The sequence below is a fragment of the Nonomuraea sp. NPDC049141 genome (assembly GCF_040648415.1).
Classification (GTDB): domain Bacteria; phylum Actinomycetota; class Actinomycetes; order Streptosporangiales; family Streptosporangiaceae; genus Nonomuraea.
This window is the reverse complement of the sequence record NZ_JBEZDR010000021.1, coordinates 26,756-52,944: the sequence shown is the minus strand read 5'-3', so window position 1 is coordinate 52,944 and position 26,189 is coordinate 26,756. Positions and strand designations below refer to the sequence as shown.

Genomic DNA, 26,189 nt, shown 5'->3' with positions numbered 1-26,189 from the left:
GATCACTTGGCTGGGCAGGCGCCTATTCGCTGGGCTCAGGCGTTCAGACCGACGCGTAGTGCGCGGCGTACTCCTCGGACGGGGGGATCGGCGTGATGACGTCGATCAGCACGCCGTTGGGGTCCGGCACGATGAAGTGCCGCTGACCGAAGTCCTCGTCGCGCAACGGCAGCTCCGGGACCAGCCCCTCGCCGACGACCAGGCGCTCCCACTCGGCGTCAACGTCGGCCACCTCGACATTGAGCAGCAGCCCCGTGACCGGCTGCCGGTAGGCCTGCGGCAACGTCGAATGAGTGTGGTCGAGCAGCGCCAGCTCGTAGGAGCCGCGGCGCAGGCTCACGTACCAGTCGGCTTCGAACGTCACCTCGAAGGCGAACAGGCGCACGTAGAAGTCCCTTGACTCGGCCACCTTGGCCGTGCAGATCACCGGATAGAAGCTACTTGGGCCCATGTCGCTCCCCTTCCTTTCACATACCAGCGGTATGTGAGGGTACGCTAGTTCGCGTACCATCGGTATGTCAAAGTGGGGATGCGGTGACCAGAGCGGAGCAGAGGGAGCGCACCAGACAGACGCTGGTCACCGAGAGCAGGCGCCTGTTCGCCGCCAAGGGCTACGCCGCGGTGAGTCTGACGGAGATCGTGCGCGAGTCCGGGGTGACCAAGGGAGCGCTCTACCACCATTTCGACGGCAAAACCGACCTCTTCCGCGCCGTCCTCGAAAAAGTGCAGCAGGAGGTGGCGGCCCGGGTCGTCGCCGCGGCCGAGGCGGCGGGAGATCCGTGGCCCCGATTCAAGGCCGGGTGCGCGGCCTTCGTGACCGCGGGCGCCGACCCGGAGATCCAGCGGATCATGTTGATCGACGGGCCGGCGGTGCTGGGTTGGAACGATTGGCGGGCGATGGATGAGGACGCCTCGGCCAAGCACCTGGCCGAAGCGCTCACCGACCTCGTCGAGAACGGGACGATCCCCGACCAGCCGGTCGCGCCACTGACCCGCCTGCTGTCGGGCGCGATGAACGAAGCGGCCCTGTGGCTGGCACAGACCGCCGGCCCCGGCGACGTGACCGCCACGCTGGCGGCGCTGTCGCGCCTGCTGGAGTCATTGCGCGCGCCATGACGCCCGGCTCGGCCGGATCCACGGAGTGGCGGCGACATTGCCGAACGGCCCTTCCACCGCTGGACGCCGAGCTCACGAAGCGGCGTGAGAGAAGAACGACCAGGGCCGTCTCCCAAATCGCAAGACCTGCGCGCCCTGTGCGCGGTGGTGAAGTCGCGGGCGACCCACATCGCGGCGCCAGGGCGCGGTGCCTGGCGTCCTCAGCGCTTTGAGCCGGATGTCATCGCCGGTCATCCTCTGGATGGCCAATGAGTGGGCGTTAGATTTACGCACCTCACGTGATGTCCTTCATATTCATGACCGGCTCACGACGGAAGTGGCCGGGCAGAGCACCGCTTCGACCGCTTTGATCATTGCCGGGATGACGGTGTGGGTGTCGGAGGTTTTCAGCGTGACGGACAGGGCGAGTTGGCGCCGACCGTCGGCTGAGGCGAAGGTCAACGCAGTGAGACCAGGCCCCGAACCGCCGGGCATAGCGCCCTTCAGCGTCCCCCCGCACAAGCCCGGTCCCTCTTGCCCACCCCCGCTCCCCGGAGGTTGGGTGATGACCTGCTGCAGTGCCGGCGGCAGCAGCTTGCCGCGGGTGAAGGCCCGCTGGAAGGCGCTGACATCATGCGTGGTCGAGACGACGCCTCCGGCTCCGTTGCCGTAGCTGGCGTTGAACCGGTGCACGTCGCGCAGCGTGCCGGTGGAGTCGGGATAGTAGCCGTGCCCGTGCGGGCCCTTGATGCCCTCCGGAGGCTTGGTGAGCTGATAGGTCCGGGTCATGCCCAGCGGGCGGAAGAGACGCTGCTTGAGCTCGTCCGCCAGAGTATGGCCCGTCACCTTTTCGAGAATCATGCCGATGAGGGTGTAGTTGGTGTTGGAGTAGGCGAATTTCTCGCCGGGCTCCCCGGTACGCGACCACCCGCGGGTCATCTTCACCATGTCGATCGGCCGGTAGTAGGTGGTGAAGTCGAAGACGTCGAACGCCGGGGCCGTTGAGGTGCCCTTGTGAAACCAGTCGGGGATGCCGGAGGTGTGCTGGATCAGCTGCCGTACGGTGATCTCGTCGGCCCGCTCCACCAGCCCGTCGTCGGCCACCTCGGGCAGCAGACCGCCGAGCGTGTCATCCAGGCCGAGCTTGCCCTCCTCGACCAGTTGGAGCACCACAGTGGCCACCATCTGCTTGGACTGTGACCCGATGCGGAACCGGGAACCCGCTGGAATCCTGCCGCCTTTACCGTCGAGCAACAGAGAGCCCGCCGATCCCTGGCCTGCCGGCTTGCCGTCAACGTACGCCCCGCCGATGGCGCCCACGACGCCGGGAGTCTTGGCCAGGGCGTCCATAGCCTGCTGGACGTCACCGATCAAGGCGGTGCGGGAGTCCGCGGTCGCGGGCGAGGCGGCCAGAAGCAAGGTCGCCGCGGTCGCGGCGGTGAGAGTTCGGGCAACGGTCGCGTGATTCATGGAACAACTCCCTTGGAGTCGAGTCGAACTCGGTCGTGGAGGTCAGGAAGCCGTGCCGGCGCTCGGTCGGGCGTTTTCGGTGATGATCTGTCGTTCCATCTCGACGATCGGGGCTATGGGGGTGTCGTAGTTGCTGAGGATCACCGCCGTCCAGTCCAGTTCGGGGTAGGTGTCCAGGTTGTTGGCAGCGCCCGCGGAGCTGCCGGAGTGGCCGATGACGTGCCGGCCGCCCACGATGGCGTCGGTGAAGCCGTAGCCGTAGAACAGGTGCTGGCGGGTGAGACCCTGCTGTTCCGACGGCGGCATGATCATCTTGCCGGTGGTGATCAGTTCGGCGTAGGCCGGGCCGAGCAGTGTGCCGTTCCGCAGTGCGCGTGCGAAAGCCAGCAGGTCGGTGGCGGTGGCGTAGGCGCCGCGGTGCGGCCCGCCGACGAACGGGAAGAAGTCGCTGGTGGTGAAGTCGGCGCGCGGGCCGGACGGCTGGGTGGCGTACGGGCGTGCGATGGTCCGGTCGGCCGTCACCTGGGTCTTGGTGAAGAAGTCGGAGTGGGGCATCCTGGCCGGGGTGAAGATGTGTTGGCGGACGTAGTCGTAGTAGGACCGTCCTGACACCGCGGCCACGATCTCGCCGAGCAGGAAGAAGCCGTCGTTGCTGTAGCGGTACTGGGTCCCTGGGGTGAACTGCAGCGGCAGCGCGCGGATGGCTTTCGCGGTGCCGTCCCACACCTTCTGGATCGTGTTCCATTCCGGTCTGGTCGGCGGTTCGGTACCAACGGCCGGGCGGCCGATGCCGGATGTGTGCGTCAGAAGCTGGTGTACGGTGACGGTCTGGCCGATCTCCGCCGGGAATCCCTGGAGATAGGTGCCGAGCTTCTCATGGAAGGCGATTTTGCCTTGCTGCGCGAGCTGGGCGACCGCCACCGCGGTGAGGGTCTTGGTCACCGACGCGAGATCGAAGCGGGTGTCCAGGCGGTTGGGTATCGATGATGCCTTGTTCGCCATGCCGTAGGTGCGCCGCAGCACTGGCCTGCCGCGGTAGGCCAGCAGCACCACGCCGGAGAACAGGTCATTGGCGGCCCGGTCCGCGATGAACCGGTCGAACTTTCCGCCGGCCCGCAGGTCGGCGGGTATCGAGCGGGCGGCCGAAGCCTCCGCGTGCGCGGGCCGCCCGGCCGTGAGCAGGCCGACCGCGATCGGAGCGGCGCCCAGCAGCCCGAGTGCGGAACGCCGGGAGGTGCGCGAGGTGGATGTTTCGTGGGTCATGACTGGCTCGTCTCCTCGTACACGGCTGTCGCGATCTCGCCCAATGCCTGGCCCGCGGCCGTGAGGAGATCGGGAGAGGTGGCCTGCTGTTCCATGAATGCCGCGAACGCCGTCCAGGAGCCGTCGGGAAGCTCGATGTATCCGGCCAGCGCCTTGGCGATCAGCGGTTCGCCCGTGTCGGGGGAGGTTGTACCGGCTGTCCCGGTCTTGGCGTAGACATGACCCGCGGCGGGCGAGTCCACCTGGATGTCGGCCAACGTCCCGTCCTTGCCCATGATGGGCAGCGCCCGGTAGAAGTGGCGGAAGTACCGTTGCCGGGCCATGTGGCGCAGGAATCCGAGGAAGAAGTCCGGCGTGTATCTCACGTCGGAGGCGCCCGGCGGGTGCGGATCCAGCCCGGCTTGCTGGAAGAGCCGACTCTGGAATTCTTCGCCTCGCTGCTTGGCCTTGCGCGCATCCTCTCCAGCGATCGCCCCGACCAGATAGGGGAAGCACACGGTGTGCACGTTCGAACTCACTTTGAGCATGACCTTCACCTCCTCCGACAACGGCGGTGAGATGTGCTGCGCCACGAGGTCGCGCGTCGTGTCGTACGCCATAGGCCGATCACGGCCCGCAGCGGCGTCAACGCCGATCCCAGCATCTTCGAGCGCGACGGTGAAGGCGAACTCGGCGAATCGCGTGGGCTCGGGCACGTGGTAGGAGATGAACCGCTCTTGGCCGCCGAGAATGACGTCGCCGGCGAGTCGCACCTGGCGCGTGCCGTCCGGGTTCGCAACGTCATCGGTGAACGTCAGCCGTCGAGCGGCCGCCACCCCGTCCGCGGCGATCGTGGTCACCTCGTTGGCGATCTGTACGTACCCGACATCCGGCGACAACCGCACCAGCCCCGGCGCACCGACCCGTGCCCCTGGCCGCACCGACACGTCCACGACGTTGTCGTTGACCATCATGGGCGACACCGCCGCCTTGATGCCGTCGCTGAAGATGTCCTCAAGCCCTTGACGGAACAGGGAGGAGTCGACCAGAACGCCCCCCTCGATGCGACGGATCTCCCGGGCTCTCACCTGGCCGGCAAGACCCCGAAGCGTTCTCAGCGGGTCACCCGCGAGCGGCTTGGCATTGTAGGTGTGGTCGGGATCCGGCAAGGAGAGCGTGCCATCGCGCTGGATACGGCCGCCCAGCAGTAGGTCGCCACCCGCCACCAGAACCAGATCGCCTTTCAGGACACCCCGCACAACCGGGCCTGTGCGGTACACCCGGGTACGGAAGCGGTGGCCGCCACCCAGCGTCGAGAAGGCGGTGCCAGCAGGGAAGATCTTGAACGAGGACCCGGCGACGAACAACTGCTCGGTGTTCATCGAGTAGAGATCCTCACCCGTGCTCAGCGAGGAGAACTTCATCCCCCAGCGAGAGCCTTGGAACGCAGGCCTGTGGATGATCTCCCGGATACGAGCGTCGATGGCGAGATCGAATGTCCCGCGCCGGCCTGCGGGGGCGAGCTGGTTGACGCGCAAGCCGGGCAGGCCGCCCACGCTGCCTAACGGAAGCGCCCTCAGCAGGCCGAGCACGGATCGCCTGGACCATACTGGCGGTGAGGACGATGATCGGTATCGAGTCACGTGGACAGGCAACACATCGGCGCGTTTCCTGAGTGTTTCCGTTGCCGCGACGCCGGCATCTCTTCGGCGGCCTTGGTCTACACGAACGGTTTCGGGTCGTGGTTCCACCGATTCGTCCCGGGTTGTCAGGCCCGAGCCTGCCGGAGTGGCCGACCCGTTAAGGGTGATCAGCAAAGCGTTGCCAAAAGCGCGCCATCATGCTCTCGCTCAGTCACCCCCGCTCGGAGTAGATCGAGCACAAAATCAGTCGACTTAACGCGCCGGTGGCCGGGGACACCAGTGATCCAGTGAATAGCACGGCGCCTCTGCTCGTCGTAACCCCATCACCAAGCAAGCAAGGTGAGCCTCTCCAGACAGTCGAATATCTCCCCCAGATGCTCCTGGCGCGCCATGCAGTACGGAGCTCTGATCAAGGGCCAATCTGATTGGGAACCAGCTTTTTGCGCTTAACTTCGGCGATGATGTCATCGGGCGTCTTCGCTGCCGCAAAAACGGATTGATGTTCTTGAGATAGCGCCTCGAACAGATCCCTCACCGCTTCTCTTGTAATATCCAACGCTCGCTTCTTCACATCCGGCTCGGAGGCTACAAGAAGGAGCTCCATCATGGACAATTCCCACTCGCTCACAATAGAACCCACGGCAACATCTTGTCCGGCATACACCCCCCGATTCGCACTCCACCCAAAGAAGGCACTCAACGCAGACGAAACTGCCACTATTACGCTCACACTTGCAAGCAATGGCGTATTGTCCTGGGTCTGCGGATAGATGAAGAGAAGCGGTAGCGTAACCCCAAGCACGATTTCGATTCCCCCAAACAATCGAAACCATATCGTGGAATATCTGGCTAGCGATCTGGACCTCGACTGATGATGGACAAGTAGTCTTTCTATAATTCGACTACATTCAGGAAAGGTATTATCGATTTCCTCATGCCAAATCGACTTCTTACGCTTCTTCAGCGATCTACGGAACATGGCACTCCAGGAGACGCATGCTGGTGAATCCCTAGATTACGTGGCGACTTCGAAGAACGCAGCCGGAATTGCGCATGCCGGCCACTAGACCGACACCTCATGATGGTTGATGGCCGCCTATAGGCTGCTGGTCCAGTCTGCGGCGTGCACCCCGCCTTACAGCTTCTGCTGGGGCCGGATGCGCGGCGGGGTGGCCGGGCGGGACCGGCCCGGAGAGGCCGCGGCTTGATTACGTAGAGGAGGTATGAACCACGCCTACAACCTCTACCGGCTGGCCTTCACTGCTGCGGCGATCTCTCGCATGTCATTACTTACCGCGTCGGCGCCTGCCTCAGCAAGAGTTACGTCCTTGCCCTCCTGGTTGGCGTAGGCGATGCTGCGGGATCCCGCATTGGTCGCGGCTTCCATGTCGAACGCCGAGTCCCCGATCAGCACGGCCTCATCTGACCGAACATCGGCCATCTCACATGCTCGTAGCACTGATCGCGGATGGGGCTTCATCTCGGCAGGGTCACCGATTGGGCGACCCACGAGGCCGTCGACTCCTCCATTGAGACCGGCGAGGTCAAGGAATCTCTCGATGGCAGGCTCTGAGTTGTTGCTCACGATCACGACCGGTCGGCCTACCTCGGCACACGCCGTCAGCAGTTCCCGCACGCCTGGTGTGATCTCGGCAGAGTCTGCTGCTTCGATCTCGTAGGCCATGAACGCGGCCTCAATCTTGTCCACCAGTTCGGGCGCGATGTCCGCCGTCCGACGCAGGACCTTGAGTGGATCGTCCAGCCCGGCGACGTCCTGGGGCAACCGGACACCCTGGTGCCGCAGCAGGCGCTTGAGCCCATCGGCAACCCTGGGCGCTGGGAGACCGGCGAAGATGCGACACACCGGGCCGTCGAAGTCGAGCAGGACGACCCGGGTCTGCCGGAAGATCTCAACCAGCGCGTCGGTCACAGCTCGACTTCCCGGCTGATAGTGCCCCACATGCTGTCGAACCACATCCGTACCTGGGCCACGTACTGCGACTGCATCGAGGAGGCGTCCTCAGTCACCTGGTAGTGGAACAGGACGGCGTCCTTGCCCATCACGTCGTACAGCTCTCGCGGCTCGCCCTTGATCCGCACGGTGTGCTTGATCACCGGATAGAAGCCGAAGAACACCTGGTCCCGGTTGATCACGTAGAACTTGAACGTGGGTGTGGTCTGGTGAACGCGCACTTCGACGGATGCGGACTTCACCAAGCCGAGGTCCGCGAGTTCGTGCACGGCATCGGCGATGGCCTGGGTGCTGCGTTGCTGGATGCGGTGGCCGCGATCCCGGATGGTCGGGCAGTCGGTGAGGTCCTCGGCGCGGCAGGGCAGTGACATGGGGTGCTCCATGTCCGGTACCAGGATGCGGATGCCGATGGAGTCCGGTGTGAGCCGTCCAAGGCGGATCTTGTCCAGCGGCTCCTGGAGCATGCCGTGCAGCGTCTCCCCGGAGAAGCCGGCGAAGTCGATGGTGACGTGGCTGGCGTCGAAGGCTTGTTCAATGTGGGGCCGCAGCTCTACCGGCCGCTCTGTCCGTTCGCGGACGAACACGCCGCTGCCTTGCCGCGACACGATCAGGCCTTCGTCGCGGAGGATCCGGATGGCCTGCTGCACGGTCATGCGCGCCACGCCGTACTGCTTGGCGAGTTCGGTTCCTGAGGGCAGCTTCTCCCCCGGATCGAACTTCTTAGTCAGGATCGCCGCGCGCAGGGCGTTGGCGACTTGCTGGTAGGGCGGGCGAGGATCGTCAGGATCAAGACTCATCACACAAATCAGCCTAGTTCTCCTAGGTCGCCTAGGCCAGTTATTCTATAAGGCTTGACATGGCTAGCCATGCTGAACAACATAGAACCATTACAAGCTGTCTAGCCAAGTTAGGCAACCTCAAGGAGCGATCAGCATGCGTAACACCCTCGTAGACACCACCGCCCTGGCGTTCACGGTTGCGGGCGAACCCGAGCCGAAGATCGTCGACCGCGCCACCGGCGAGGTGAAGAGGGACGCCGAAGGCCGTGAGCTCTACACCATCCCGCTCCTGCCCAAGCCGAACGACGAGCGGCGCAACGCGGTGATCGTGGTGACGTTCCCGAGCGAGACGTTCCCGCAGATCCTCGAAGGCGCGCGGGTCGTGCCCGTCGGTCTGGCCGACTTGTACTGGCGGATGAACAGGCGCTCCGGGCTCGGCTTTCGCACCGAAACCATCCGCCCCGCCGCCGCCAAGGCAGCCTGACCAGGTAGTACCCGGAGCTTACCCATGTCGGCCTGGCGCTTGTCTCGCTACTTCCTCGGCTCCGCTCCCTCTGTCAGGGAAGCCCGGCGCTTCATCACTTCACTACTCCGCGACTGGCCAGCGGTCGACGCGGCCGAGCTCATCGTCAGCGAACTGGCCACCAACGCGATACGCCACACCGCCAGCGGACGATTCGGGGGGCGCTTCTTGGTGAGCGTCCAAGCTCATCCAGACCGTCTCTGGCTCGGCGTACTCGACGAAGGCGGCCAGTCTTCTCCCCTGGTCTTCAGGCACTCCCCGGATGGCGAAGGCGGCCGCGGGCTCCTTCTCGTCTCCAGCCTGTCGATCGACTGGGGCGTCTGGAGCGATGAACGCGGCAGGACCGTGTGGGCCGCGCTCAGCACGGGACCGCAGACGGCATCATGCTGATAACCTCCTGCCTGGCACCTCATCCGCCGTTGCCGCAGTCGGCGAGCGTACGACTTGAATGGCTGCCCCCTCGCGACGATCGTCGATGCCGAGTAATCGCTTGGACATGCGACTGCCGCGCCGTCTACTACGAACTCTGCCAGTCCGGCGGCTTGGGCTTTGTTCGGCGTGTCGTCCAGGGAGAGGAGAATGTTGTCGCTGAGACTCAGCATGTACGACTCACGGAAGCCCACCTTCTGTGGGCCGCCCTGCTTACCGGGCTGGCTCGGTGAGCCCGCGAGGTGTGCCCAACCGACGGTCCGCCATTCGCCCCGTCAGCCGAACTGGCCAGTCCCCTCTACCGGGCATGAGGAGAAGTGACGAACGTGCGCTTGGCCCTCGCCACGGAAGCAGCCAGCGCCGACCGCGCCAACGAGGACTTTGTCGGTGCCATCCCTAACGGCGTGGTCGTCCTGGACGGTGCCGGTTACCCTCCAGAACTTCAGACGGGATGCCGTCACAGCGTGGCGTGGTACGCGCGCACGCTCGGTACTTCCTTGCTGGGCACACTCGGGATCGAGGACGGCTCGTTGACCGACGCGCTGGCCCGGAGCATCAAGGCCGTGGCGTCAGTGCACTCGTCAACCTGCGACCTCGCACATCCGGGATCACCCTCGGCAATCGTGGTCGCGCTCCGCCGAACGAACACAACTCTGGAGTGGCTGGTCCTGTCCGACTCGGTGCTCGTGCTGGATGTGGACGCCGCAGCAGAACCGATCGTGATCACCGACGAACGCCTGGACGACGTCGCCGCGGACCTGCGGACACACCTCACCGACCACCCCTCCCCCTCCAAGGCACACGGGAAGGAACGGCATCGATTCCAAGAAGCCCTACTCCAACACCGAAACAAGGAAGACGGCTACTGGGTTGCCTCCACCGACTCACTGGCAGCCGAACACGCCCTTACCGGAACCATGCCGATCAACTCCGTAAGAGCCGCGGCACCGCTCAGCGACGGGGCATCACGACTCGTCGACCTCTTCCAACTCGCCACCTGGCGACAATTCATGGACATCCTGGCCGCCGACGATCCAGGCGAACTGATCAACCAGGTACGTAAGGCCGAGCGCACCGACCCAGACGGCTCCCGGTGGCCACGAAGCAAGGCTACCATCGGGGTCGCGGTCTACCGCATCGTGCAGGAGTCCCTGACCAACGTAATCAAGCATGCCGCTCCGGCGGGCTGCGTGGTGCGGGTCGACAGGACGGACAATGCAATGGAGATCGAAGTGACCGACGACGGCCGCCGGGCTCCGACCGGCCACTCCCCGGGCCATGGGCTGATCGGCATGCGCGAACGCGTCGCCGTCTACGGGGGCGAGTTCACCGCCGGGCCACTGGCAGGCCGCGGGTTCCGGGTCCACGCGAGGCTTCCCCTGGAGGGGGTGCCCACATGACCGGCGTCCGGGTGCTGATCGCCGACGACCAGCGGTTGCTCAGGGCAAGCTTCGCGTTGCTGATCGCAACCACCCCCGGGCTGGAGGTCGTCGGCGAGGCCGGGGACGGGCTGCAGGCCGTCGAGCGGGCCATCGCGCTGCGGCCGGACGTCGTGTTGATGGACATCCGGATGCCCGAGCTCGACGGGATCGAGGCGACCCGGCGGATCTGTGGGGAACCGACGACCGCGAGCGTGAAGGTGCTGATCCTGACCACCTTCGACCTGGACGCCTACGTCTTCTCGGCGCTGCGCGCGGGCGCCAGCGGGTTCCTGCTCAAGGACACCCCGCCCGGCGACCTGCTCTCCGCGATCCGAGTCGTGGCGGGTGGCGAGGCGCTGCTCGCCCCCTCCGTGACCCGGCGCCTCATCGGAGAGTTCGCCCGGCAGCCGCAACCTCGGCAACGGTCGGCCCGCTCCCTGAACGGCATCACGGCGCGGGAACGCGAGGTGCTCAAGCTCGTCGGCCAGGGGCTGTCCAACACCGAGATCGCCGAACACCTCATCGTCAGCATGGCCACCGTGAAGACCCACATCGGCCAGTTGCTGGCCAAGTTGCACGCCTGCGACCGCGCCCAGCTCGTGATCGCCGCCTACGAGAGCAACCTGGTCACCGTCGGCTAGCTGTACTGACCACAGACAGAGGTTGGGTACGGGGCGACACAGCCTGACCCGCAGGCCCCCGCGCGGCAGCCGACCGCTGCGCCCGCGTCACGGCGCACGTTGAGACCTTCGACACACGGGCAACACGCTGGCTGCTCAGTCCGGGGCGAGCCTCGCTGACCTATGGCCTCCGGCCGAGACAAGGGTTCGAACTGCGCCTCTCCCGATACCAAAAGCCAGTGTGCTGACCGGCTCCGAACTCGCGGGCCACTGATGCGCGGTCACGAGGGATCTCTGTCCTCGTGAACGCCGTGCAGGTGGTCCTCGAAGGTGCGGTGTCGATCTGCCATACGCGACCACACGATCAAGGTAGCCAGTCGGAAGGGAGCCAGTACGAGCCTGAGCACTCGACGCCCCAGTCGACGGATCGACCTGAAGAGTTCCTTGAGCGTCTCCCAGGGGCGTCCTAAGGCCACGACGGTCAGGATGAAGGTCATGCCGCCGAAACTGATCCCTCCGAAGTCGTCGGGGTCGTCTCGCTCCTTCTTGCTCACCGCGCGGAACTGAAGGCCGGGGACACGAACGTGCTGCTGCGCGTCACGGATCCTCCCAAGCTAGTCTGGCGAACAAAGCTCGGTCACGCCATGACCGTAAGCCTACGTCGGCAAAGACGCACAGCAGGCCGCGGCCGTCAAGGCCACCGCACGACAGTGGACAGTACGCCGGCCCTGGACGTGACCACGCGTCCAAGTCAGAGGGTTCACGGCGACGGGACGATCAGCTCACCTCAGCCACTGACGGCCCTGGGTTCGTCGCGATCATCCCGGAGCCAGAGTGGCCCCCGCCGGAGGCGTGGTCGTCTTAGCAGTCGGAGGCCTGGAGATCAGGCGCGAGGCATGCGATCATCATGCTCGTGACATCGACCAGAAAGGGCCATGCCGCGTAGGCGCCCTTTCGAGGTCCGTACGCCAGGATCGGCGTGTGGGACCCACAGAGCTGTGATTCATCATGTTCCCGGGCTTGGCCGTCGTCCCATGGCCGCGGTGATCGCCTTCGAACACACCCGAATGTGGCCGGGTGCGGTGGCGGCATCGCTGGTGGCTTGGCAGGAGGCGGCCCTGGTCGGGACCGCTGATCGCCTCTTCTTCAGGTGCGAGTGCGAGGAGTGCACCGGAGATGCGCCCCGCCGGTGGCTTCAACGGGCTCTCGTCGGCTTACCTTTGTGGTCCAGACCGCATCTGTATGCCCTGGTCCTACCCGTCGACCGGTATTACCTCCGTCGAACCTCACCAGAATCGCCTATGTCCCCCGACTCCGACTGGACATGGTGGCAACGACGTCGCCGACGTGAGGATCGGAGCGTGTAGCGGCGAAGGCGGAGAGACACCAGCACGCGGCCCACGTCGAGCGCTCCGGCATCGGCCACCAGCCGGTGGCGGCTCACCCGCCAGCCGTTGGCGTGCTGCTCACCCATCGCCCTCCCTGCCCGCCGCCGTCGAGCGTGCCGTCTCCGGGATGCGCGTTTCCGCAGCCGCTCGCAAGGGTCACGATCGTCATCTGACAAGACCCCGCCTGATTCCTCCGGCTTGACGCATGCCGATATAGGAATATGATGACTGTCATGGCACGAGCAGCGACGACGTCGGACGTCTTCAACGCGATCGCCGAGCCGCAGCGCCGGGAGATCCTGGCGTTGCTGCGGGCGGGTGAGCGGCCGGTGACCGAGTTGGCCCAGGAGCTGGGGATGACCCAGCCGGGGGCGTCCAAACACCTGCGGGTGCTCCGGGAGGTCGGGCTGGTGCGGGACCGCAAGGCAGGCAAGCAGCGTCTGTACGGCCTAGACGCCCGCGGGCTGCGACCGATCCACGAGTGGACCGGCGGGTTCGAGCGGTTCTGGAACGAGAGCTTCGACCGGCTGGACGCGTACGTGCAGGACCTCAAGCAGGCAAGGCAGGAGGAGTGACCCGATGGCAGCAACAGGACGGGACGCGCCGGCGCAGTCAGCGACGGCCGACCGCGAGATCGTGATCTCCCGGGTCATCAGTGCCCCACGGGAGCTGGTGTTCGAGGCGTTCACCGAAGTCCGGCACCTGTCGCGATGGTGGGGACCGGAGGGGTTCACCACCACCACGCGGGCGTTCGAGTTCCGCGTCGGCGGGGACTGGGACTTCGTGATGCACGGACCGGACGGGACGGACTACCAGGAGTGGATCTCCTGGACCGAGATCGCCCCGCCGGAGCGGATCGCGCTGCTGCACGGTGAGTCCCGCGACGATCCGAACGCCTTCGAGTCGGTCCTCACGTTCGCGCCCGACGGCGCGGCGACCCGGATCGAGATGCGCACGGTGTTCCCCACCAAGGAGCTGCGCGACGAGGCGGTCGAGAAGTACCACGCGATCGAGGGTGGCCAGCAGACCCTGAGCAACCTGGCTGCCTACGTCACCGAGATCCTTCGGAAGGGAGTTGAGGGCTGATGGCCGGGAAAGTGTTCTTCAGCGTGTCGATGTCGCTGGACGGTTTCATCGCACCCGAGTCCCTCGGGGATTTGATGGGGCAGCAGTGGATGGAACTGCAGCGGTGGATATTCCCGCAGCGATTCTTCCGGGAGAACCTCAAGCTCGGCAAGGGCGGCGAGGAAGGGCGCGACAACGACATCGTGCGGGAGACGTTCGAGCGCACCGGCGCGAGCGTGATGGGCAAGCGCATGTTCGACGCCGGCGAGCAGATGTGGCCGGAGGAGGCGCCGTTCCACACGCCGGTCTTCGTCGTGACGCACGAGAAGCGTGACCCCTGGGAGCGGCCGGGTGGGACCACCTTCCACTTCGTCAACGACGGCATCGAGACCGCGCTCGACCAGGCCCGCGAGGCCGCCGGCGACCGAGACGTCCGCATCGCGGGCGGCGGCGCGACGATCCTGGAGTACGTGAACGCCGGCCTGATCAACGAGTTCTCGATCGCGCTCTCACCCGTGCTGTTCGGCTCCGGAATCCGCCTGTTCGAGGGCGTGGACGCGGGCCGCGTGGCCCTGGAGCCGGTCCGCGCGGAGCCGACGCAGCGGGTGACCCACCTGACCTACGCAGTCCGGCAGCGGTAACCGTCTCGACCTCAGCGCTCCCCCGCCGAGCGGCGTCGGCGATGGCGGGCGGCCGAGCCGGCCTGATCAGGACGCGCGTATCCCGTCGATCGCCGCCGCCAGGATCGGACGGACGTAGCCGGGGTCGCCGTGAATCGCGGAGATGGCGATGATCATGTCGAGGACCTGCTCAAGGGTGAGGTCCGCGCGTACGTCGCGGGCTTCCTGCGCGGCGGCGAGGAGCGGCCGGCCGGCGGCGAGCACGCGGGAGCGGCTCTCGTTGAAGACGGGGTTGTCGCCGTCGGACTGCGCCAGCAACTCGGAGGCGATGTCGTGCTTGCTGGTGAAGAAGGCGAAGGCCCGGTGCAGCCAGGCCGCGAGCACCGCTCCCGGCGTCTCGCCCTCGACGTGTACGGCGGCCGCGCAGATGGCGTCGACCTCGTTGACGTAGAGGGCCTCCAGAAGCTCCCGGCGGCCGGGGAAATTGCGGTAGAGGGTCGCCATGCCTACCCCGGCGCGCCGGGAGACCTCGGCCATCGACACCTGCGCGCCGGGCTCGGCGAAGGCGGCGCGGGCGGCAGCGAGGATCTTGTCGCGGTTGCGCTCGGCGTCGGCCCGTCTCGACGGCGCGGGTGGCCGGGGCGGCTGGTCCGGGGTCATCGTTTCCTAAGTGGATAGGCTATCCGTTACGCTTACCGGACAGGCTCTCCGGTTCTGCGTGGAGCCTGAGTATATCCACCTGCCGCGGCCCGTCCGCGGCGACTTGAGGAGCCCTCATGGACTACCGTCCTCTCGGACGAACCGGCGTCTCCGTCAGCGAGTTGTGCCTCGGCGCGATGATGTTCGGCGCCTTCGGCAACACCGATCACGATGACTCGATCAAGATTGTTCATCGCGCGCTCGACGCCGGGATCAACTTCATCGACACCGCCGACGTCTACTCCGGCGGGGAGTCGGAGGAGATCGTGGGAAAGGCGCTCGCCGGCCGGCGCGAGAACGTCGTCCTCGCCACGAAGGTCAGCCTGCCGTTCGGTGAAGATCCCAACCAGCGGGGGACGTCGCGGCGGTGGATCACCCAGGCGGTCGAGGGCTCGCTGCGCCGGCTGGGGACCGACTGGATCGACCTCTACCAGGTTCACCGCCTCGATGCGGCCATCGACGTCGACGAGACCCTGGGCGTCCTGTCCGACCTGGTCCGCGCCGGGAAGATCCGGCTGATCGGCGCCTCGACGGTCGCCGCCTCCGAGATCGTCGAGGCCCAGTGGACCGCCGAGCGCCGGGGCCGCGAACGCTTCCGCACCGAGCAGCCCCCGTACTCGATCCTCACCCGCGCCGTCGAGTACGACGTGCTGCCGACCTGCCGGCGCTACGGGATGGGCGTGCTGGCCTACAGCCCGGTGGCCGGCGGCTGGCTGACCGGCCGCTACCGCAAGGGCATGGAGATCGCCGGGCCGGGCTCGCCGGCCCGCCTGAGCCGCTTCCCCGCCGCCTACGACGCCACGTCCCCGGCGAACGCGGCCAAGCTCGACGCCGCCGACGCCCTCGGGGCACTCGCCGACGAGGCCGGGATGACGCTCGTCCAGCTGGCGATCGCGTTCGTCACCCGCCACCCGGCGGTCACCTCCGCGATCGTCGGCCCGCGCACCATGGAGCATCTGGAGGCCTACCTGGAGGCGGACGGCGTCGTCCTGTCCGACGACCTGCTCGACCGGATCGACGAGATCGTGCCTCCCGGCCACACGGTCAACACCGCCGACAACATGTGGCAGACCAGCACGACCGCGCTCGCCGCCGCCTCCCGCCGCCGCTGACTCACTCCGGCCGCGCTGCCTGCTCACCCTCGTAGAGCAGGCCAGGCACAGAATGCCGGCGAAAGTCCGTACAACGGCCGGTCACGTTCTCCCGAAGCGTGACGCGAGCGGATAGGGCACCTATCAGGTACGGCCTGTCCAAGCGTCGATCGACGGGCCCTCGGAGAAGTCGGATGACCCGTTGCCGTCGATCGGCCAGGCCGGGAACGATTGTGACAGGAGCCGCTTGGTGGGCACCCGGTCGAGGATGGCACGCTGGAGTTCCTGCAGCTCAGACCCCGGCTCGATGCCTAACTCAGCACTTAACCGCTTACGAATGTGCGTGTAGTGCTGCAGCGCTTCTGCCTGCCGGCCGGAACAATAGAGAGCGGCCATGAGCTGAGATCGCAAAGCTTCGTGGAACGGATATGCCGCCACCCGCTTCTGCAACTCCGGAATGATCTGCCGATAGTTTCCCAAAGCGATCTCGGAGCCGTACAACTCTTCGTAGACAGCTATTCTCTCACTCTCCAGGAAACGCGCCTCCTGTCGAATCAACTCACCCTGGACCCCGGCGAGCGCATTTCCCCGCCAGATATTCAACGCATCCCGGAAAATCTGCACCGAACACCTGAGATGCCCCCGTTGCGCCTCCGCGTGCGCGTTTTTGACCTGCTGCTTGAAGTAGCCCAGGTCCGTGTCGTCCGAGCCGGCCTGCAGCATATAGCTGGCCGAGCCGGTGCATATTTCCACGCCCGCCAGTGGGCGCAGGGCCTGACGGAGTCGATAGACATACGATTGTAAGGTGGTTTGCGCGCCTACCGGAGGTTGACCATCCCATACGTACTTGATGAACCGGTCTACCGGCACCTCGTTGTTCGTGTTGAGGATGAGGGTCGCGAGCACGGCCCGCTGTTTCGGTGCGGTGATGGGAATGCGCCGACCAGAGAACCTCACTTCGATGCTGCCCAGAATGTAGAAATACATGATGCTCCCCGTAGTTCTAGGTTTTTCGACGAGTGCAAGATGCGGGGGCCGGGTATTCAGCAAAGGCGGGATCTCGAATATCCTCGATCTACACACCCGGCCGGATCGAGATTCCGAATAGAGTGGCAATCTGGGATCGACGGCGAACGGGGACGAAGCAGATAAGGCCATGCTTCAAGCGGGCCCGTGGCCCGGTGCGGTGGCGACCAGCTCTTCTAAGTGGCGATTTTCCAGATCGTGGTTCGCCATTTAGGGCTGCCGGACGTGTTAGCGGACGACGTCGTCTAACCCGATGGTCGGACGTTCGCCAATGGCCATGGTGCACCCCAGCAATCAATCATGTCAAACCCGGGCGGATTCTTCGTTCACATCCGACATGGTGTGCGGCGAGGAGCTCAACTATTAAACGATCATGCACTGGCAGAAAACCGGACACGGGGTGCGCTGCGCCAATGATCGGACCACTCTCCGGATTAAGTGCGTTACCGCATGAATATTACCGGCGAGTACGCCCACGGGATACACAACAGGCCTGCTGAGCGCCGCGCGCCGTCGGCCCGGGTGGCGCCGCCGAGCCGCCCCCGAGCCGTTGCCCAGCTACAGAGCCTGTGCGCGGCCGGGCCTCGCCCAGCGCGTCCGGGGCGCCGGGGCCGCCGCGACGGCCCCGGCAGGCCATCCGGTGAGCGCGTTCGCCCGGCAGCCGCCGGCGGGCACAGCTGTGTCACTTTAAACCAATGGAGCCGTACTGGCAGATCGATAGCGGCGGAATGTCCGCTGCTTGTGACCCGTCTGCGGATGTGCGATCGTGAAACTGCGCATCGGGGTGACACGCGCATTTACGAATTCCATTCCCTCGCCCAGAACGGAATCTCCGTGAAGTCGATAATAGGCCTTTCGCTGTGCGCCGCCGCCATTATCTCCACCGGCATATCGGCCACACCCGCCATCGCGAATTCCTCCGTGACGTTCCCGGCCGGGCCGCGTTGTCCCGGCCAGGCGCCGCCCGGCTGGGAATTCGTCCGCACCGTACAGCCGCCGTTTGGACTTCCCTATGACCTGTATCGCCGGTTGCAGAATGACAACACGTACGAGTACCGGCAGGTCTACTGCTGAGACTTGACGGCCACGAAAGTGACCGAGGCCGAGATTGCCGAATTCCGGCCGGCGCGGTTACTCCACCCGGGGCTCGACCCGCTGGATCACCCCGGGCGACGACAGCGGCTTGCGGCCCGCCACCGGTCAGGTGGCGGGCCTCTCCATGTCAACATCCTGCGCCCAGGCGACCTCCCTCGGTGACGGCGGCCGGACGACACCATCGATGAGACGGAGCGTTGCCCCATGACCGAGATCGCCGGCGGGGACCTCGACCTGGCGGAGGTCGAGGGCATCAACCCGCACGAGACGCAGTATCTGTACACGGACATCTTCGCGCACCGCTCCTACCTGCCGCCCGGAACGACGCTGCCGCCGGACGCGGTGGTCCTCGACGCTGGTGCGAACATCGGGATGTTCGCGCTCTTCGTCAAGACGATGTGCCCCTCCGCGCAGGTGTACGCCTTCGAGCCGCTGCCTCCCGTGTTCGAGGCGCTCACCAGGAATCTGCGGCGGCACGGCGTGGCCGGCCGGGCCTACCCGTACGGGCTGTCCGACCGCGACGGGGACACCGAGTTCGTCTACTACCCCGGCTATTCGATCATGTCGGCCCAGCACTCCCACGCCGCCACGGACCTGGACCGGGCCTTCGTCCGGGAGCTGGTGCTGCGGGAGCACGCTGCGGAGCTGGGGGACGATCTCGGCCTGCTGGACGAGATGCTGGCGCATCACTTCCGGGAAGTGCTCTACCCCTGCCCGCTCCGCAGGCTGTCCACCGTCATCGCCGAGCTGGCGCTCTCCCGCGTCGACCTGCTCAAGATCGACGTGCAGCGGGCGGAGATCGAGGTGCTGGACGGCATCGACGACCGGCACTGGCCGCTGATCCGCCGCGTCGCGGTGGAGGTCCACGACGAGCCCGGCACGGCCACCGAGGGCCGGCTGGAGCTCGTCCTCCGGGCGCTCGGCGGGCGGGGTTACCGCGCTCACGTGCTCCCCGCCACCGACGAGGGTTCCCTGGGCCGCCGCATCGTCTTCGCCGAGGCCTGACCGGTGCGGGGCGGCGTACCCCCCAAAGTGTGGGGGCGGGTTGGCAACCTTTGGCGGAGGCCGGGAGGGGTGGCCCGGGAGGAAGGTAAAGGCATGATCCCTTCCAAGAACGTCATCAGAAGAATGGTCGTGCTGGCAGCGACGGGCGCGCTGGCGTTCGGGCTCACCGCGTGCAGCAAGGAGGCGCCGAAGGCGACCGGCGGCTCCGACGACGTCGCGGCGCAGTACCGCGAGCTGGCGCAGTGCATCCGTAAGAACGGCGAGCCGAACTTCCCCGACCCTGTGCAAGACAGCAACGGGCAGTGGCGGCTCGCGCCCGGCACGACCGCCCCGCCGGCCGCGGCCCAGTCCGCGTGCAAGACGATCCTCGACAAGATCCCGGCCTACCAGGGACCGGAGGGCAAGCCGGTGACGGCGGCCGACATGGCGAAGTGGCGGACCTGGGCGCAGTGCATGCGTCAGAAGGGCATCTCCGACTGGCCCGACCCGAACGCTGACGGCAGCTTCACCCTGCCGTCCCGGCTGGGCGGCCCCTCTGGCAAGGACCTGTACCAGACCCAGTTCGACGCCTGCCAGCCGCAGCTGCCCCCGGGCGGCCTGACGGTCACCAGCAAGGGATGAGGATCGCGTGCACGGGCGCATCGAGCAGGAGCGGCAGGACGCCGGGAACCATCCGGAAGAGCTACGGCAGGAGCGGCAGGTGGACGAGGTGCCCACGTCGGTGAGCTCGACGACACCCCCGGCGGCGCCCCCGACGACGGAGCGGCGGCGGTCAGGCGGCAGGCGCGGCCGTACCGTGCTGGTGACAGTGCTGGCCCTGGCCGTGACGGGCGCCGTCGGATGGGGCGTCATGCGGGTGACCACGAACAGCACCGCCCGGCCGGCGCCCACGGCGACACCCGGGCTGGCGCTGGCCACGGCGAAGGTCGAGCAGGCCGACGTGGCCGAGCGGCGGCTGGTGAACGGCACGCTCGGGTACGCCGGTGCGTACAACGTCATCGTCAGCCGCTCGGGGGTGGTCACCCGGCTGCCGGCCGTCGGCAGCACCGTCACGCGCGGCAAGGCTGCCTACGAGATCGACGGCGCTCGCGTCCCGCTCCTGTACGGTGACCGCCCCGCCTGGCGCGACCTGCGCCTGGGCGTCTCGAACGGGCTCGACGTCCTCCAACTGGAGCGCAATCTCAAGGCACTCGGCTACGGCAAGAACGTGACGGTCGACCGGCACTTCTCCTACGCGACCTACTACGCGCTCCGCCGCTGGCAGAAGGCCGCCAAGCTCAAGGTCACCGGTCAGGTGCCGCTGGGCCATGTCGTCTTCGTCCCGGCCGCGATCAGGGTCGGCGGCTGGGACACCAAGGTCGGCAGCGTCGTGGCGCCCGGCCAGCTCATCGTCCACGGCACCAGCCGGGCTCCCGCGGTGCTGGTCCAGCTCGCCCCGGCCGAGCTGCCGCAGATCCGCGTCGGCGACCAGGTCGTGGTCACGCTGCCGGACGGCAAGACCCGCAAGGGCCGCATCAGGGTCATCGGCGCGGTGGCCGTCGACGCCGACACCGACACCGACGCGGCGACCGACAGCGGCGCGGCGGCGAAATCGGTGGCTCCGGTGACGATCTCGCTGACCGGCAAGGTACGCGGGTTCCTGGACCAGGCACAGGTCCAGGTCTCGATCGTCACCCAGCAGCACAAGAAGGTGATCGCGGTGCCGATGACGGCGCTGCTCGCCCGGCCGCTCGGCACGTACGAGGTGGTCGTGGTGGAGGGTGGCAGCCGGCGACGGGTGCCGGTGGAGACCGGGCTGTTCGACGAGAGCACGGGCATGGCTGAAGTGACCGGGGACCTCAAGCCCGGCATGCTGGTGGAGGTGCCCGGTGACGGTTCTTGAGCTGCGGGACGTCCGCAAGACCTACCCGGGCGAGCCGCCCGTGGAGTCGGTGCGCGGGGTGAGCCTCTCCGTCGAGGCGGGCGAGATGATCGCGGTCCGCGGCGCCTCGGGATCCGGCAAGTCGACGCTGCTGCACCTGATGGCCGGGCTGGACCGGCCCACCAGCGGGTCCGTACGCCTCGACGGCCAGCACGTCGAGCTGCTGACCGACCTGCAGCTCGCCGGGCTGCGCGCCTGGCGGGTCGGCGTGGTGTTCCAGCAGTTCTTCCTGCTCGAAGCGCTGACGGCGATCGAGAACGTGGCCTCCGGCCTGCTGTATCGGGGTATCCCGGCCAAGCAGCGCCGCGCGGCGGCCGTCGAGGCGCTGGAAAGGGTCGGCCTGGCCCACCGGATGCACCACAGGGCCACCAAGCTGTCGGGCGGCGAACGGCAGCGGGTCGCGATCGCGCGGGCCGTGGTGGGCCGGCCCGCCATCGTGTTCGCCGACGAGCCGACCGGCAACCTCGACTCGGCCAAGGGCGGCGAGATCCTCGCCATCATGCGCGAGCTGAACGAGGAGGGCACGACCCTGGTCGTGGTCACCCACGAGGAACGCGTCGCCGCCGCCTGCGAACGCTGCATCGAACTACGTGACGGGGTGGTGGTGTCATGAGCGGCTCTGTGTCCGGCCTCGTGCGGGACGAGAAGGACGCCGTCGCAACACGGTCGCCGGTCAAGCGCAGCAAGCTGCGGCTGTACGACCTGATTCCCACCGGCACGCTGGGCCTGCGCACCCGCAGAACGCGGGCGGTGCTGTCGGCGCTGGGCATCGCGATCGGCATCGCCTCGATGGTCGCGGTGCTCGGCGTCACCCGCTCCAGCGAGTCCCACCTGCTGGCGCAGCTCGACCGGCTCGGCACCAACCTCCTGACCGTGGTGAACGGCGACGACCTGGGCGGCACCGAGGTCGCGCTGCCCACCACGGCCGCGCCGATGCTCCGCCGGATCTCCGGCGTGCTCGGGGTCGCCCCCACCGCGCAGATCAGCACCGCTCACGTCTACCGCAACGACCAGATCCCCACCGGGCAGACCGGCGGCCTGGCCGTACGCGCCACGGACGCCTCACTCCTCGACACCCTGCAAGGGTCGCTGAAATCCGGGCGATTCCTCACCTCGGCCGACGCGCCGGTGGCCGTGCTCGGCAGCGACGTGGCCAAGCAACTCGGCATCGTACGGCTGGACCTGGGCACCCGGGTGTGGCTGGGCGGACACTGGTTCACGGTCGCGGGCGTCCTCAACTCCTTCACCCTGGCGCCCGAGATCGACCGGTCCGCACTCGTCTCCTTCGCCGCGGCCAAGGAACTGCTCGACTACGACGGCGCGCCCAGCCGCATCTACGTACGGACCGACCCGGACCAGGTGCCGCAGGTCGCCGGCCTGCTGGCGAAGACGGCCAACCCGGCCAACCCCTTCCAGGTCAAGGCGAGCCGGCCCTCCGACGCGCTCACCGCGCAGGTCGCCGTCAAGCAGTCGGCCGGCGCGCTGTTCCTCGGGCTGGGCGCGATCGCCCTGCTGGTCGGCGCCATCGGCATCGCGAACGTCATGGTCATCTCGGTGCTCGAACGCCGGGCGGAGATCGGGCTGCGCCGCACCCTGGGCGCCACCCGCATGCACATCGCCGCGCAGTTCCTCACCGAGTCGCTGGTGCTGTCCGCGCTGGGCGGGCTCGGCGGGGTGCTGATCGGTTCCGGTGTGACCGTGGCCCTGGCCATGGCGCAGGACTGGGGCATCGCGATCCCGCCCAGCGCGATAGGCGGCGGGTTCGGGGTGGCGATCGTGTCCGGCGTGCTCGCCGGGCTCTACCCCGCGCTGCGCGCCGCGGCGCTGTCGCCGACCGACGCGCTGCGTACGACCGGCTGAGCTTGACACTAGTCCTCGACGGAGAGCTGGTCGGCGGAGAGCGCCTCACCCAGCGGGACCAGACCGCACTGCAAGCCGAAGATGGCCGCTTGCGTGCGGTCTTGGAGTCTCAGCTTGGTGAGGATGCTGGAGACATAGGACTTGACCGTGGTCTCGCTCAGCGACAGCGTCTTGGCGATCTCCCTGTTCGACTGGCCACGCGCCAGCGCCGCCAGCACGTCGCGCTCCCGCGGCGCCAGCATCCGCAACGGATCCTCCTTCGCGGGGCCGTCGTCATCGCGGACCCGCTGGACCAGCATCGCCGCGACCGGCGGATCCAGCACGCTCCCTCCCGTCACGGCCATGCGCACCGCCTCCACCACCCGGTCCACCGCACTGGTCTTCGACAGGTACGACAGCGCGCCTCCGCGCATGGCCTGCAACGCCACCTCGTTCTCCACGAAAGAGGTCAGCACGATCACGGCGGGCGGCGCCGGCCGCTCCCTGAGTCGCTCCAGCACCTCCAGCCCGCCCATACCAGGCATCACCATGTCGAGCAGGACGACGTCGGGCCGCAGGCTCTCGATCGCCGCCAAGGCCGCGGGCCCGTCAGCGCACTCCCCGGCCACCTCGATGTCCACCTCGTCCTCCAGGACGTACCGCAGTCCCTGGCGGACCACCTGGTGATCGTCCACGATCAGCACCCGGATCATGCTTCCTCCGCCGGAATCCGCACCCGCACCGTCGTACCGCTGTCGGGCGCACTCACCACCTCGATCACGCCGCCGACCTCGATGACCCGCTCACGCATCATCTCCAGGCCCATCCCGTGACTGTCGTGCTTCTGCGCAATGTCGAAGCCACGGCCGTAGTCGCGGACCACGATCTCGATCTCCTCGCCCTTCTGCCTCAGGCGCAGCTCGATCCGCTGGGCGCCACCGTGCCGCGTCGCGTTGCTGAGCGCCTCCTGCACGATCCTGAGCACAGCATGCTCCGCGCCGGGTCCCAGCCGCACCTCGTGCAGGTCGGTCTCGACCGTGACGCCGAGCCGTACCTGGAAGGCCTCGCACAGATCGCGCAACGTCGCCACCAGGCCGGCCTCCTCCAGCGCGATCGGACGCAACTGCAGGAGCATCGCCCGCATCTCGCGCATCGTGTGCTCCACGGTCTTCTCCATGGACTCGGCCTGCTCCTGGAAACGCGAGCTCTCCGGCAGCGTACGCCGCAGGCTGCGGGCCACCAGGCTCAGCGAGAACAGATCCTGCGAGACCGAATCGTGCAGCTCCCTGGCGATCCGGGTCCGCTCAAGCCGCCGCGCCTGCGCCCCGGCGAGCTCCCGCTCCACCCGGCCGGCCGCGACCACCCGCTCGGCCATCACGTTGAAGCCCTCTTCCAGGCGGCCGATCTCGTCACCGGCGGAAACCGGCACCCGAGTGGTCAGGTCGCCGGCGGCCATGGTGGCCGCACCGGCCGCCAGCCGCTGGATCCTTTTGATCAACTTGCGGGTGCTGAGCAGGCCGAACACCAAGCACACCGGGACGAGCACCACCAGTGCGAGCCCAGCCGACAACGGCCCCGCCCGGTCGTCGCCGTCGGAGGCGACATCGACGACCGGCGAGCCGTCGGTGACGCTGCGGTCCTGTACGTAGACGACCCCGATCACCTGCCCGGCGGCCTCCACCGGGTTGATCGCCCAGCCGACCTCATTCCCCGACAGCGTGATCGCGCCGGTGCGTGCCTGCGTGCTGGACGACAACCCGGGGGGCGTCGACCCCGCGCCGTAGGCCGCCGGCTCCGAGGGCTGCACCAGCCGGCCGTCCAGCCCGGCCACCGCGCGCACCATCTTGCTGTCGGCCGACGCGGTCGCGGCCAGCCAGCGCCGGGCCACCGCCGCCAGGATCTCCGGGCGGGACCGGCCGTCCTGCTGCCGGGTCAGGTCGTCCGCGAGCAGGCTGAGGCCCGCGGCCTGGCCCGCCCCGAGGAGTCCGGCGCGGTCCTGCCGGGTGCAGCCGTTGCTGGTGTGCACCGTTACTTGCGTTTTCATCACGCTGGGGACGACGAAACCGGCGATTCCTCCCGCTACCAGCGCCGACATGGCAGAAATGAGCACATATGACATGGCTATCCGGGGCCGGAGCCCGTAGCGGGAGGACATTCACCATCTCCAACAGAGACATGTTTTCAGCAGATACAGGATCTTTCATTGCCGCTACGCCCACAACTCAGATCCTGTGCCGGCTTTCAGTGGATGGACCGCTCCGTCCGGGACCGCCGACGCGCGCGGGACTTCCGCAGGTCACGGGTGACGTTGATGCGCTTGAGCCACCGGTCCGTCCCATCATGCCGGGCGCTGAACGGTTTGCGACCGTGAACCACCCGATAATTGTCGATAAAGCAGAACTCACCGCTTTCTAATGCCATGTCGACCATGTTGTCGTCCATCTGCTTCACCAGCAGCGCGAGCGCGTCCGCCGCCTCATGGTCGGACGGATCCACCCGCATGAAGTACGGATCCGCCCGGATGTACGGCTCGTCCGATTCGCCGAAAAGCACGGGCACCTTGTCCGGGTCGTCCTGCATCTTGTCCACGTCGGCGAACGTGCTCTCGTCCGGTCGCGAATTGTTCTTCGGCAGGTGCGACTCGTCAGGGAGAATGCTGAACCGCTCCTCGAACAGCACCGACCGCACGCTCTCCGGCAGGTCGAGAGAGTCGACGTAGCCCACGGTGGTCACCGCGGCGTACGGGTTCCTGATGCACGCGAAAGACAGGAAGTCGCCGCGCAGCGGGTGGAACGCGTCCTCCGTGTGCCACGTGAGCAACGATTCGCTGCTCGACCCGAGTTGCTCGTTCTCGTGCCCCTGAATGGGGATGATGTCGTGAATGAGCCGTCCGTCCTGCTGGGTCGCCCACGCGAACGGGTCGCCCAGCAGCGAGCTCAGCATGACGAGCATCAGGTCCTCACGGCGCGTCGGCGACGGCTCCGGCCGCTCCCGCCAGTGAGCGGGCGTACGCCCGACGCGATCCTGATCGATCTCGTAGCCGCCGATGCGCAGGACGCCGGAGCCACGCTCAAGCCGGAACTCGTTCATCGCGAGCCGGATCCTCGACGGGAGCGCGTGCGCCAGGACTCCCGCCCGATGCAGCGCCTCGTCGGATTCGACTTGGTCGAGCGATTCCTCCAGTTCATCCAGCAGCGCGTTGACGACCTGCTTCTCGGTGTTATTGATCACCAGCTTGTCCATGTG

Annotated in this window: 28 protein-coding genes; 15 read left to right on the top strand and 13 right to left on the bottom strand. The window is 67.1% G+C overall.

Annotated elements, in window-relative coordinates; translation table 11 throughout:
• Window positions 1-43: 43 nt before the first annotated feature.
• The gene (locus AB0B91_RS46400) at window positions 44-451 is read right to left on the bottom strand and encodes a VOC family protein (RefSeq protein ID WP_358335103.1); all 408 of its coding nucleotides are present in this window, start codon (window positions 449-451) and stop codon (window positions 44-46) included.
• An 83-nt stretch (window positions 452-534) separates the two neighbouring features.
• Between AB0B91_RS46400 and AB0B91_RS46395 the strand changes: the two genes are divergently transcribed.
• The gene (locus AB0B91_RS46395) at window positions 535-1,116 is read left to right on the top strand and encodes a TetR/AcrR family transcriptional regulator (RefSeq protein ID WP_358335101.1); all 582 of its coding nucleotides are present in this window, start codon (window positions 535-537) and stop codon (window positions 1,114-1,116) included.
• A 294-nt stretch (window positions 1,117-1,410) separates the two neighbouring features.
• Here AB0B91_RS46395 and AB0B91_RS46390 read toward each other — a convergent pair whose 3' ends face one another.
• From AB0B91_RS46390 to AB0B91_RS46365, 6 genes are all read right to left on the bottom strand, one after another.
• Window positions 1,411-2,565 carry a serine hydrolase domain-containing protein gene (locus AB0B91_RS46390; protein WP_358335098.1) on the bottom strand — a complete coding sequence of 385 codons (1,155 nt, stop codon included), beginning with the start codon at window positions 2,563-2,565 and terminating at the stop codon, window positions 1,411-1,413.
• A 42-nt stretch (window positions 2,566-2,607) separates the two neighbouring features.
• A complete protein-coding gene (locus tag AB0B91_RS46385; RefSeq protein WP_358335095.1) occupies window positions 2,608-3,828 on the bottom strand; it encodes a serine hydrolase domain-containing protein in 1,221 nt (406 codons plus the stop codon).
• Window positions 3,825-5,624: a D-alanyl-D-alanine carboxypeptidase/D-alanyl-D-alanine-endopeptidase gene (dacB, locus tag AB0B91_RS46380; protein ID WP_358335092.1), complete on the bottom strand. Its 1,800-nt coding sequence runs from the start codon at window positions 5,622-5,624 to the stop codon at window positions 3,825-3,827. Before dacB ends, AB0B91_RS46385 begins: the two co-directional genes overlap by 4 nt.
• 235 nt (window positions 5,625-5,859) lie before the next feature.
• Window positions 5,860-6,090: a hypothetical protein gene (locus AB0B91_RS46375; protein WP_358335089.1), complete on the bottom strand. Its 231-nt coding sequence runs from the start codon at window positions 6,088-6,090 to the stop codon at window positions 5,860-5,862.
• A 603-nt stretch (window positions 6,091-6,693) separates the two neighbouring features.
• Window positions 6,694-7,380 (bottom strand): HAD family hydrolase, encoded by a 687-nt coding sequence (locus tag AB0B91_RS46370; RefSeq protein ID WP_358335086.1) that lies wholly within the window; start codon window positions 7,378-7,380, stop codon window positions 6,694-6,696.
• On the bottom strand, window positions 7,377-8,219 hold the full coding sequence (locus AB0B91_RS46365) for a GntR family transcriptional regulator (protein ID WP_358335083.1): 843 nt from the start codon (window positions 8,217-8,219) through the stop codon (window positions 7,377-7,379). The genes AB0B91_RS46370 and AB0B91_RS46365 overlap by 4 nt, the downstream gene beginning before the upstream one ends.
• 136 nt (window positions 8,220-8,355) lie before the next feature.
• Here AB0B91_RS46365 and AB0B91_RS46360 point away from each other — a divergent pair, with 136 nt between their 5' ends.
• The 4 genes from AB0B91_RS46360 to AB0B91_RS46345 all read left to right on the top strand — a co-directional run bounded on the left by AB0B91_RS46360 (window position 8,356) and on the right by AB0B91_RS46345 (window position 11,215).
• Window positions 8,356-8,685 carry a hypothetical protein gene (locus AB0B91_RS46360; RefSeq protein WP_358335080.1) on the top strand — a complete coding sequence of 110 codons (330 nt, stop codon included), beginning with the start codon at window positions 8,356-8,358 and terminating at the stop codon, window positions 8,683-8,685.
• Between the two features lie 24 nt (window positions 8,686-8,709).
• The gene (locus AB0B91_RS46355) at window positions 8,710-9,114 is read left to right on the top strand and encodes an ATP-binding protein (protein ID WP_358335078.1); all 405 of its coding nucleotides are present in this window, start codon (window positions 8,710-8,712) and stop codon (window positions 9,112-9,114) included.
• A gap of 371 nt (window positions 9,115-9,485) precedes the next feature.
• Window positions 9,486-10,553, top strand: a complete 1,068-nt coding sequence (locus AB0B91_RS46350) for an ATP-binding protein (RefSeq protein ID WP_358335075.1) — start codon at window positions 9,486-9,488, stop codon at window positions 10,551-10,553.
• Entirely contained in the window at window positions 10,550-11,215 is a 666-nt protein-coding gene (locus AB0B91_RS46345; protein WP_358335073.1) for a response regulator transcription factor, read from the top strand. Before AB0B91_RS46350 ends, AB0B91_RS46345 begins: the two co-directional genes overlap by 4 nt.
• A 260-nt stretch (window positions 11,216-11,475) precedes the next feature.
• Here AB0B91_RS46345 and AB0B91_RS46340 read toward each other — a convergent pair whose 3' ends face one another.
• Window positions 11,476-11,748, bottom strand: coding sequence for a hypothetical protein (locus AB0B91_RS46340; RefSeq protein ID WP_358335070.1), 273 nt, complete (start codon window positions 11,746-11,748; stop codon window positions 11,476-11,478).
• Between the two features lie 1,067 nt (window positions 11,749-12,815).
• On the opposite strand from AB0B91_RS46340, the gene AB0B91_RS46335 reads away from it, so the two are divergent.
• From AB0B91_RS46335 to AB0B91_RS46325, 3 genes are read left to right on the top strand one after another with little or no spacing between them, the layout of a single operon-like run.
• Window positions 12,816-13,157, top strand: a complete 342-nt coding sequence (locus tag AB0B91_RS46335) for a metalloregulator ArsR/SmtB family transcription factor (protein WP_155354941.1) — start codon at window positions 12,816-12,818, stop codon at window positions 13,155-13,157.
• A 4-nt stretch (window positions 13,158-13,161) separates the two neighbouring features.
• Entirely contained in the window at window positions 13,162-13,668 is a 507-nt protein-coding gene (locus tag AB0B91_RS46330; RefSeq protein WP_358335067.1) for an SRPBCC family protein, read from the top strand.
• Window positions 13,668-14,288 carry a dihydrofolate reductase family protein gene (locus AB0B91_RS46325; protein WP_358335064.1) on the top strand — a complete coding sequence of 207 codons (621 nt, stop codon included), beginning with the start codon at window positions 13,668-13,670 and terminating at the stop codon, window positions 14,286-14,288. The genes AB0B91_RS46330 and AB0B91_RS46325 overlap by 1 nt, the downstream gene beginning before the upstream one ends.
• A 66-nt stretch (window positions 14,289-14,354) precedes the next feature.
• Here the strand turns inward: AB0B91_RS46325 and AB0B91_RS46320 are convergent, their stop codons facing one another.
• Window positions 14,355-14,927 (bottom strand): helix-turn-helix domain-containing protein, encoded by a 573-nt coding sequence (locus tag AB0B91_RS46320; protein WP_358335062.1) that lies wholly within the window; start codon window positions 14,925-14,927, stop codon window positions 14,355-14,357.
• A 116-nt stretch (window positions 14,928-15,043) separates the two neighbouring features.
• Between AB0B91_RS46320 and AB0B91_RS46315 the strand changes: the two genes are divergently transcribed.
• On the top strand, window positions 15,044-16,078 hold the full coding sequence (locus AB0B91_RS46315; RefSeq protein ID WP_358335060.1) for an aldo/keto reductase: 1,035 nt from the start codon (window positions 15,044-15,046) through the stop codon (window positions 16,076-16,078).
• Window positions 16,079-16,201: 123 nt separating this feature from the next.
• Here the strand turns inward: AB0B91_RS46315 and AB0B91_RS46310 are convergent, their stop codons facing one another.
• Window positions 16,202-17,044 (bottom strand): AfsR/SARP family transcriptional regulator, encoded by an 843-nt coding sequence (locus AB0B91_RS46310; protein WP_358335058.1) that lies wholly within the window; start codon window positions 17,042-17,044, stop codon window positions 16,202-16,204.
• Window positions 17,045-17,824: 780 nt separating this feature from the next.
• Here AB0B91_RS46310 and AB0B91_RS46305 point away from each other — a divergent pair.
• The 6 genes from AB0B91_RS46305 to AB0B91_RS46280 all read left to right on the top strand — a co-directional run bounded on the left by AB0B91_RS46305 (window position 17,825) and on the right by AB0B91_RS46280 (window position 22,964).
• Window positions 17,825-18,157 carry a hypothetical protein gene (locus AB0B91_RS46305; RefSeq protein WP_358335055.1) on the top strand — a complete coding sequence of 111 codons (333 nt, stop codon included), beginning with the start codon at window positions 17,825-17,827 and terminating at the stop codon, window positions 18,155-18,157.
• Window positions 18,158-18,382: 225 nt separating this feature from the next.
• A complete protein-coding gene (locus AB0B91_RS46300; RefSeq protein ID WP_358335052.1) occupies window positions 18,383-19,183 on the top strand; it encodes an FkbM family methyltransferase in 801 nt (266 codons plus the stop codon).
• Window positions 19,184-19,276: 93 nt separating this feature from the next.
• On the top strand, window positions 19,277-19,804 hold the full coding sequence (locus AB0B91_RS46295) for a hypothetical protein (protein WP_358335045.1): 528 nt from the start codon (window positions 19,277-19,279) through the stop codon (window positions 19,802-19,804).
• Between the two features lie 7 nt (window positions 19,805-19,811).
• On the top strand, window positions 19,812-21,065 hold the full coding sequence (locus AB0B91_RS46290) for a peptidoglycan-binding protein (RefSeq protein WP_358335042.1): 1,254 nt from the start codon (window positions 19,812-19,814) through the stop codon (window positions 21,063-21,065).
• Window positions 21,052-21,717 (top strand): ABC transporter ATP-binding protein, encoded by a 666-nt coding sequence (locus AB0B91_RS46285; protein WP_358335039.1) that lies wholly within the window; start codon window positions 21,052-21,054, stop codon window positions 21,715-21,717. The genes AB0B91_RS46290 and AB0B91_RS46285 overlap by 14 nt, the downstream gene beginning before the upstream one ends.
• Window positions 21,714-22,964 carry an ABC transporter permease gene (locus AB0B91_RS46280; RefSeq protein ID WP_358335036.1) on the top strand — a complete coding sequence of 417 codons (1,251 nt, stop codon included), beginning with the start codon at window positions 21,714-21,716 and terminating at the stop codon, window positions 22,962-22,964. Before AB0B91_RS46285 ends, AB0B91_RS46280 begins: the two co-directional genes overlap by 4 nt.
• Window positions 22,965-22,972: 8 nt before the next feature.
• On the opposite strand, the gene AB0B91_RS46275 is transcribed toward AB0B91_RS46280, so the two are convergent.
• The 3 genes from AB0B91_RS46275 to gntD all read right to left on the bottom strand — a co-directional run bounded on the left by AB0B91_RS46275 (window position 22,973) and on the right by gntD (window position 26,186).
• A complete protein-coding gene (locus AB0B91_RS46275) occupies window positions 22,973-23,656 on the bottom strand; it encodes a response regulator transcription factor (RefSeq protein ID WP_358335033.1) in 684 nt (227 codons plus the stop codon).
• Complete coding sequence (locus AB0B91_RS46270) at window positions 23,653-24,987, bottom strand: ATP-binding protein (protein ID WP_358335030.1); 1,335 nt, start codon at window positions 24,985-24,987, stop codon at window positions 23,653-23,655. Before AB0B91_RS46270 ends, AB0B91_RS46275 begins: the two co-directional genes overlap by 4 nt.
• Before the next feature lie 197 nt (window positions 24,988-25,184).
• Entirely contained in the window at window positions 25,185-26,186 is a 1,002-nt protein-coding gene (gene gntD, locus AB0B91_RS46265) for a guanitoxin biosynthesis L-enduracididine beta-hydroxylase GntD (protein WP_358335027.1), read from the bottom strand.
• Window positions 26,187-26,189: the final 3 nt, after the last annotated feature.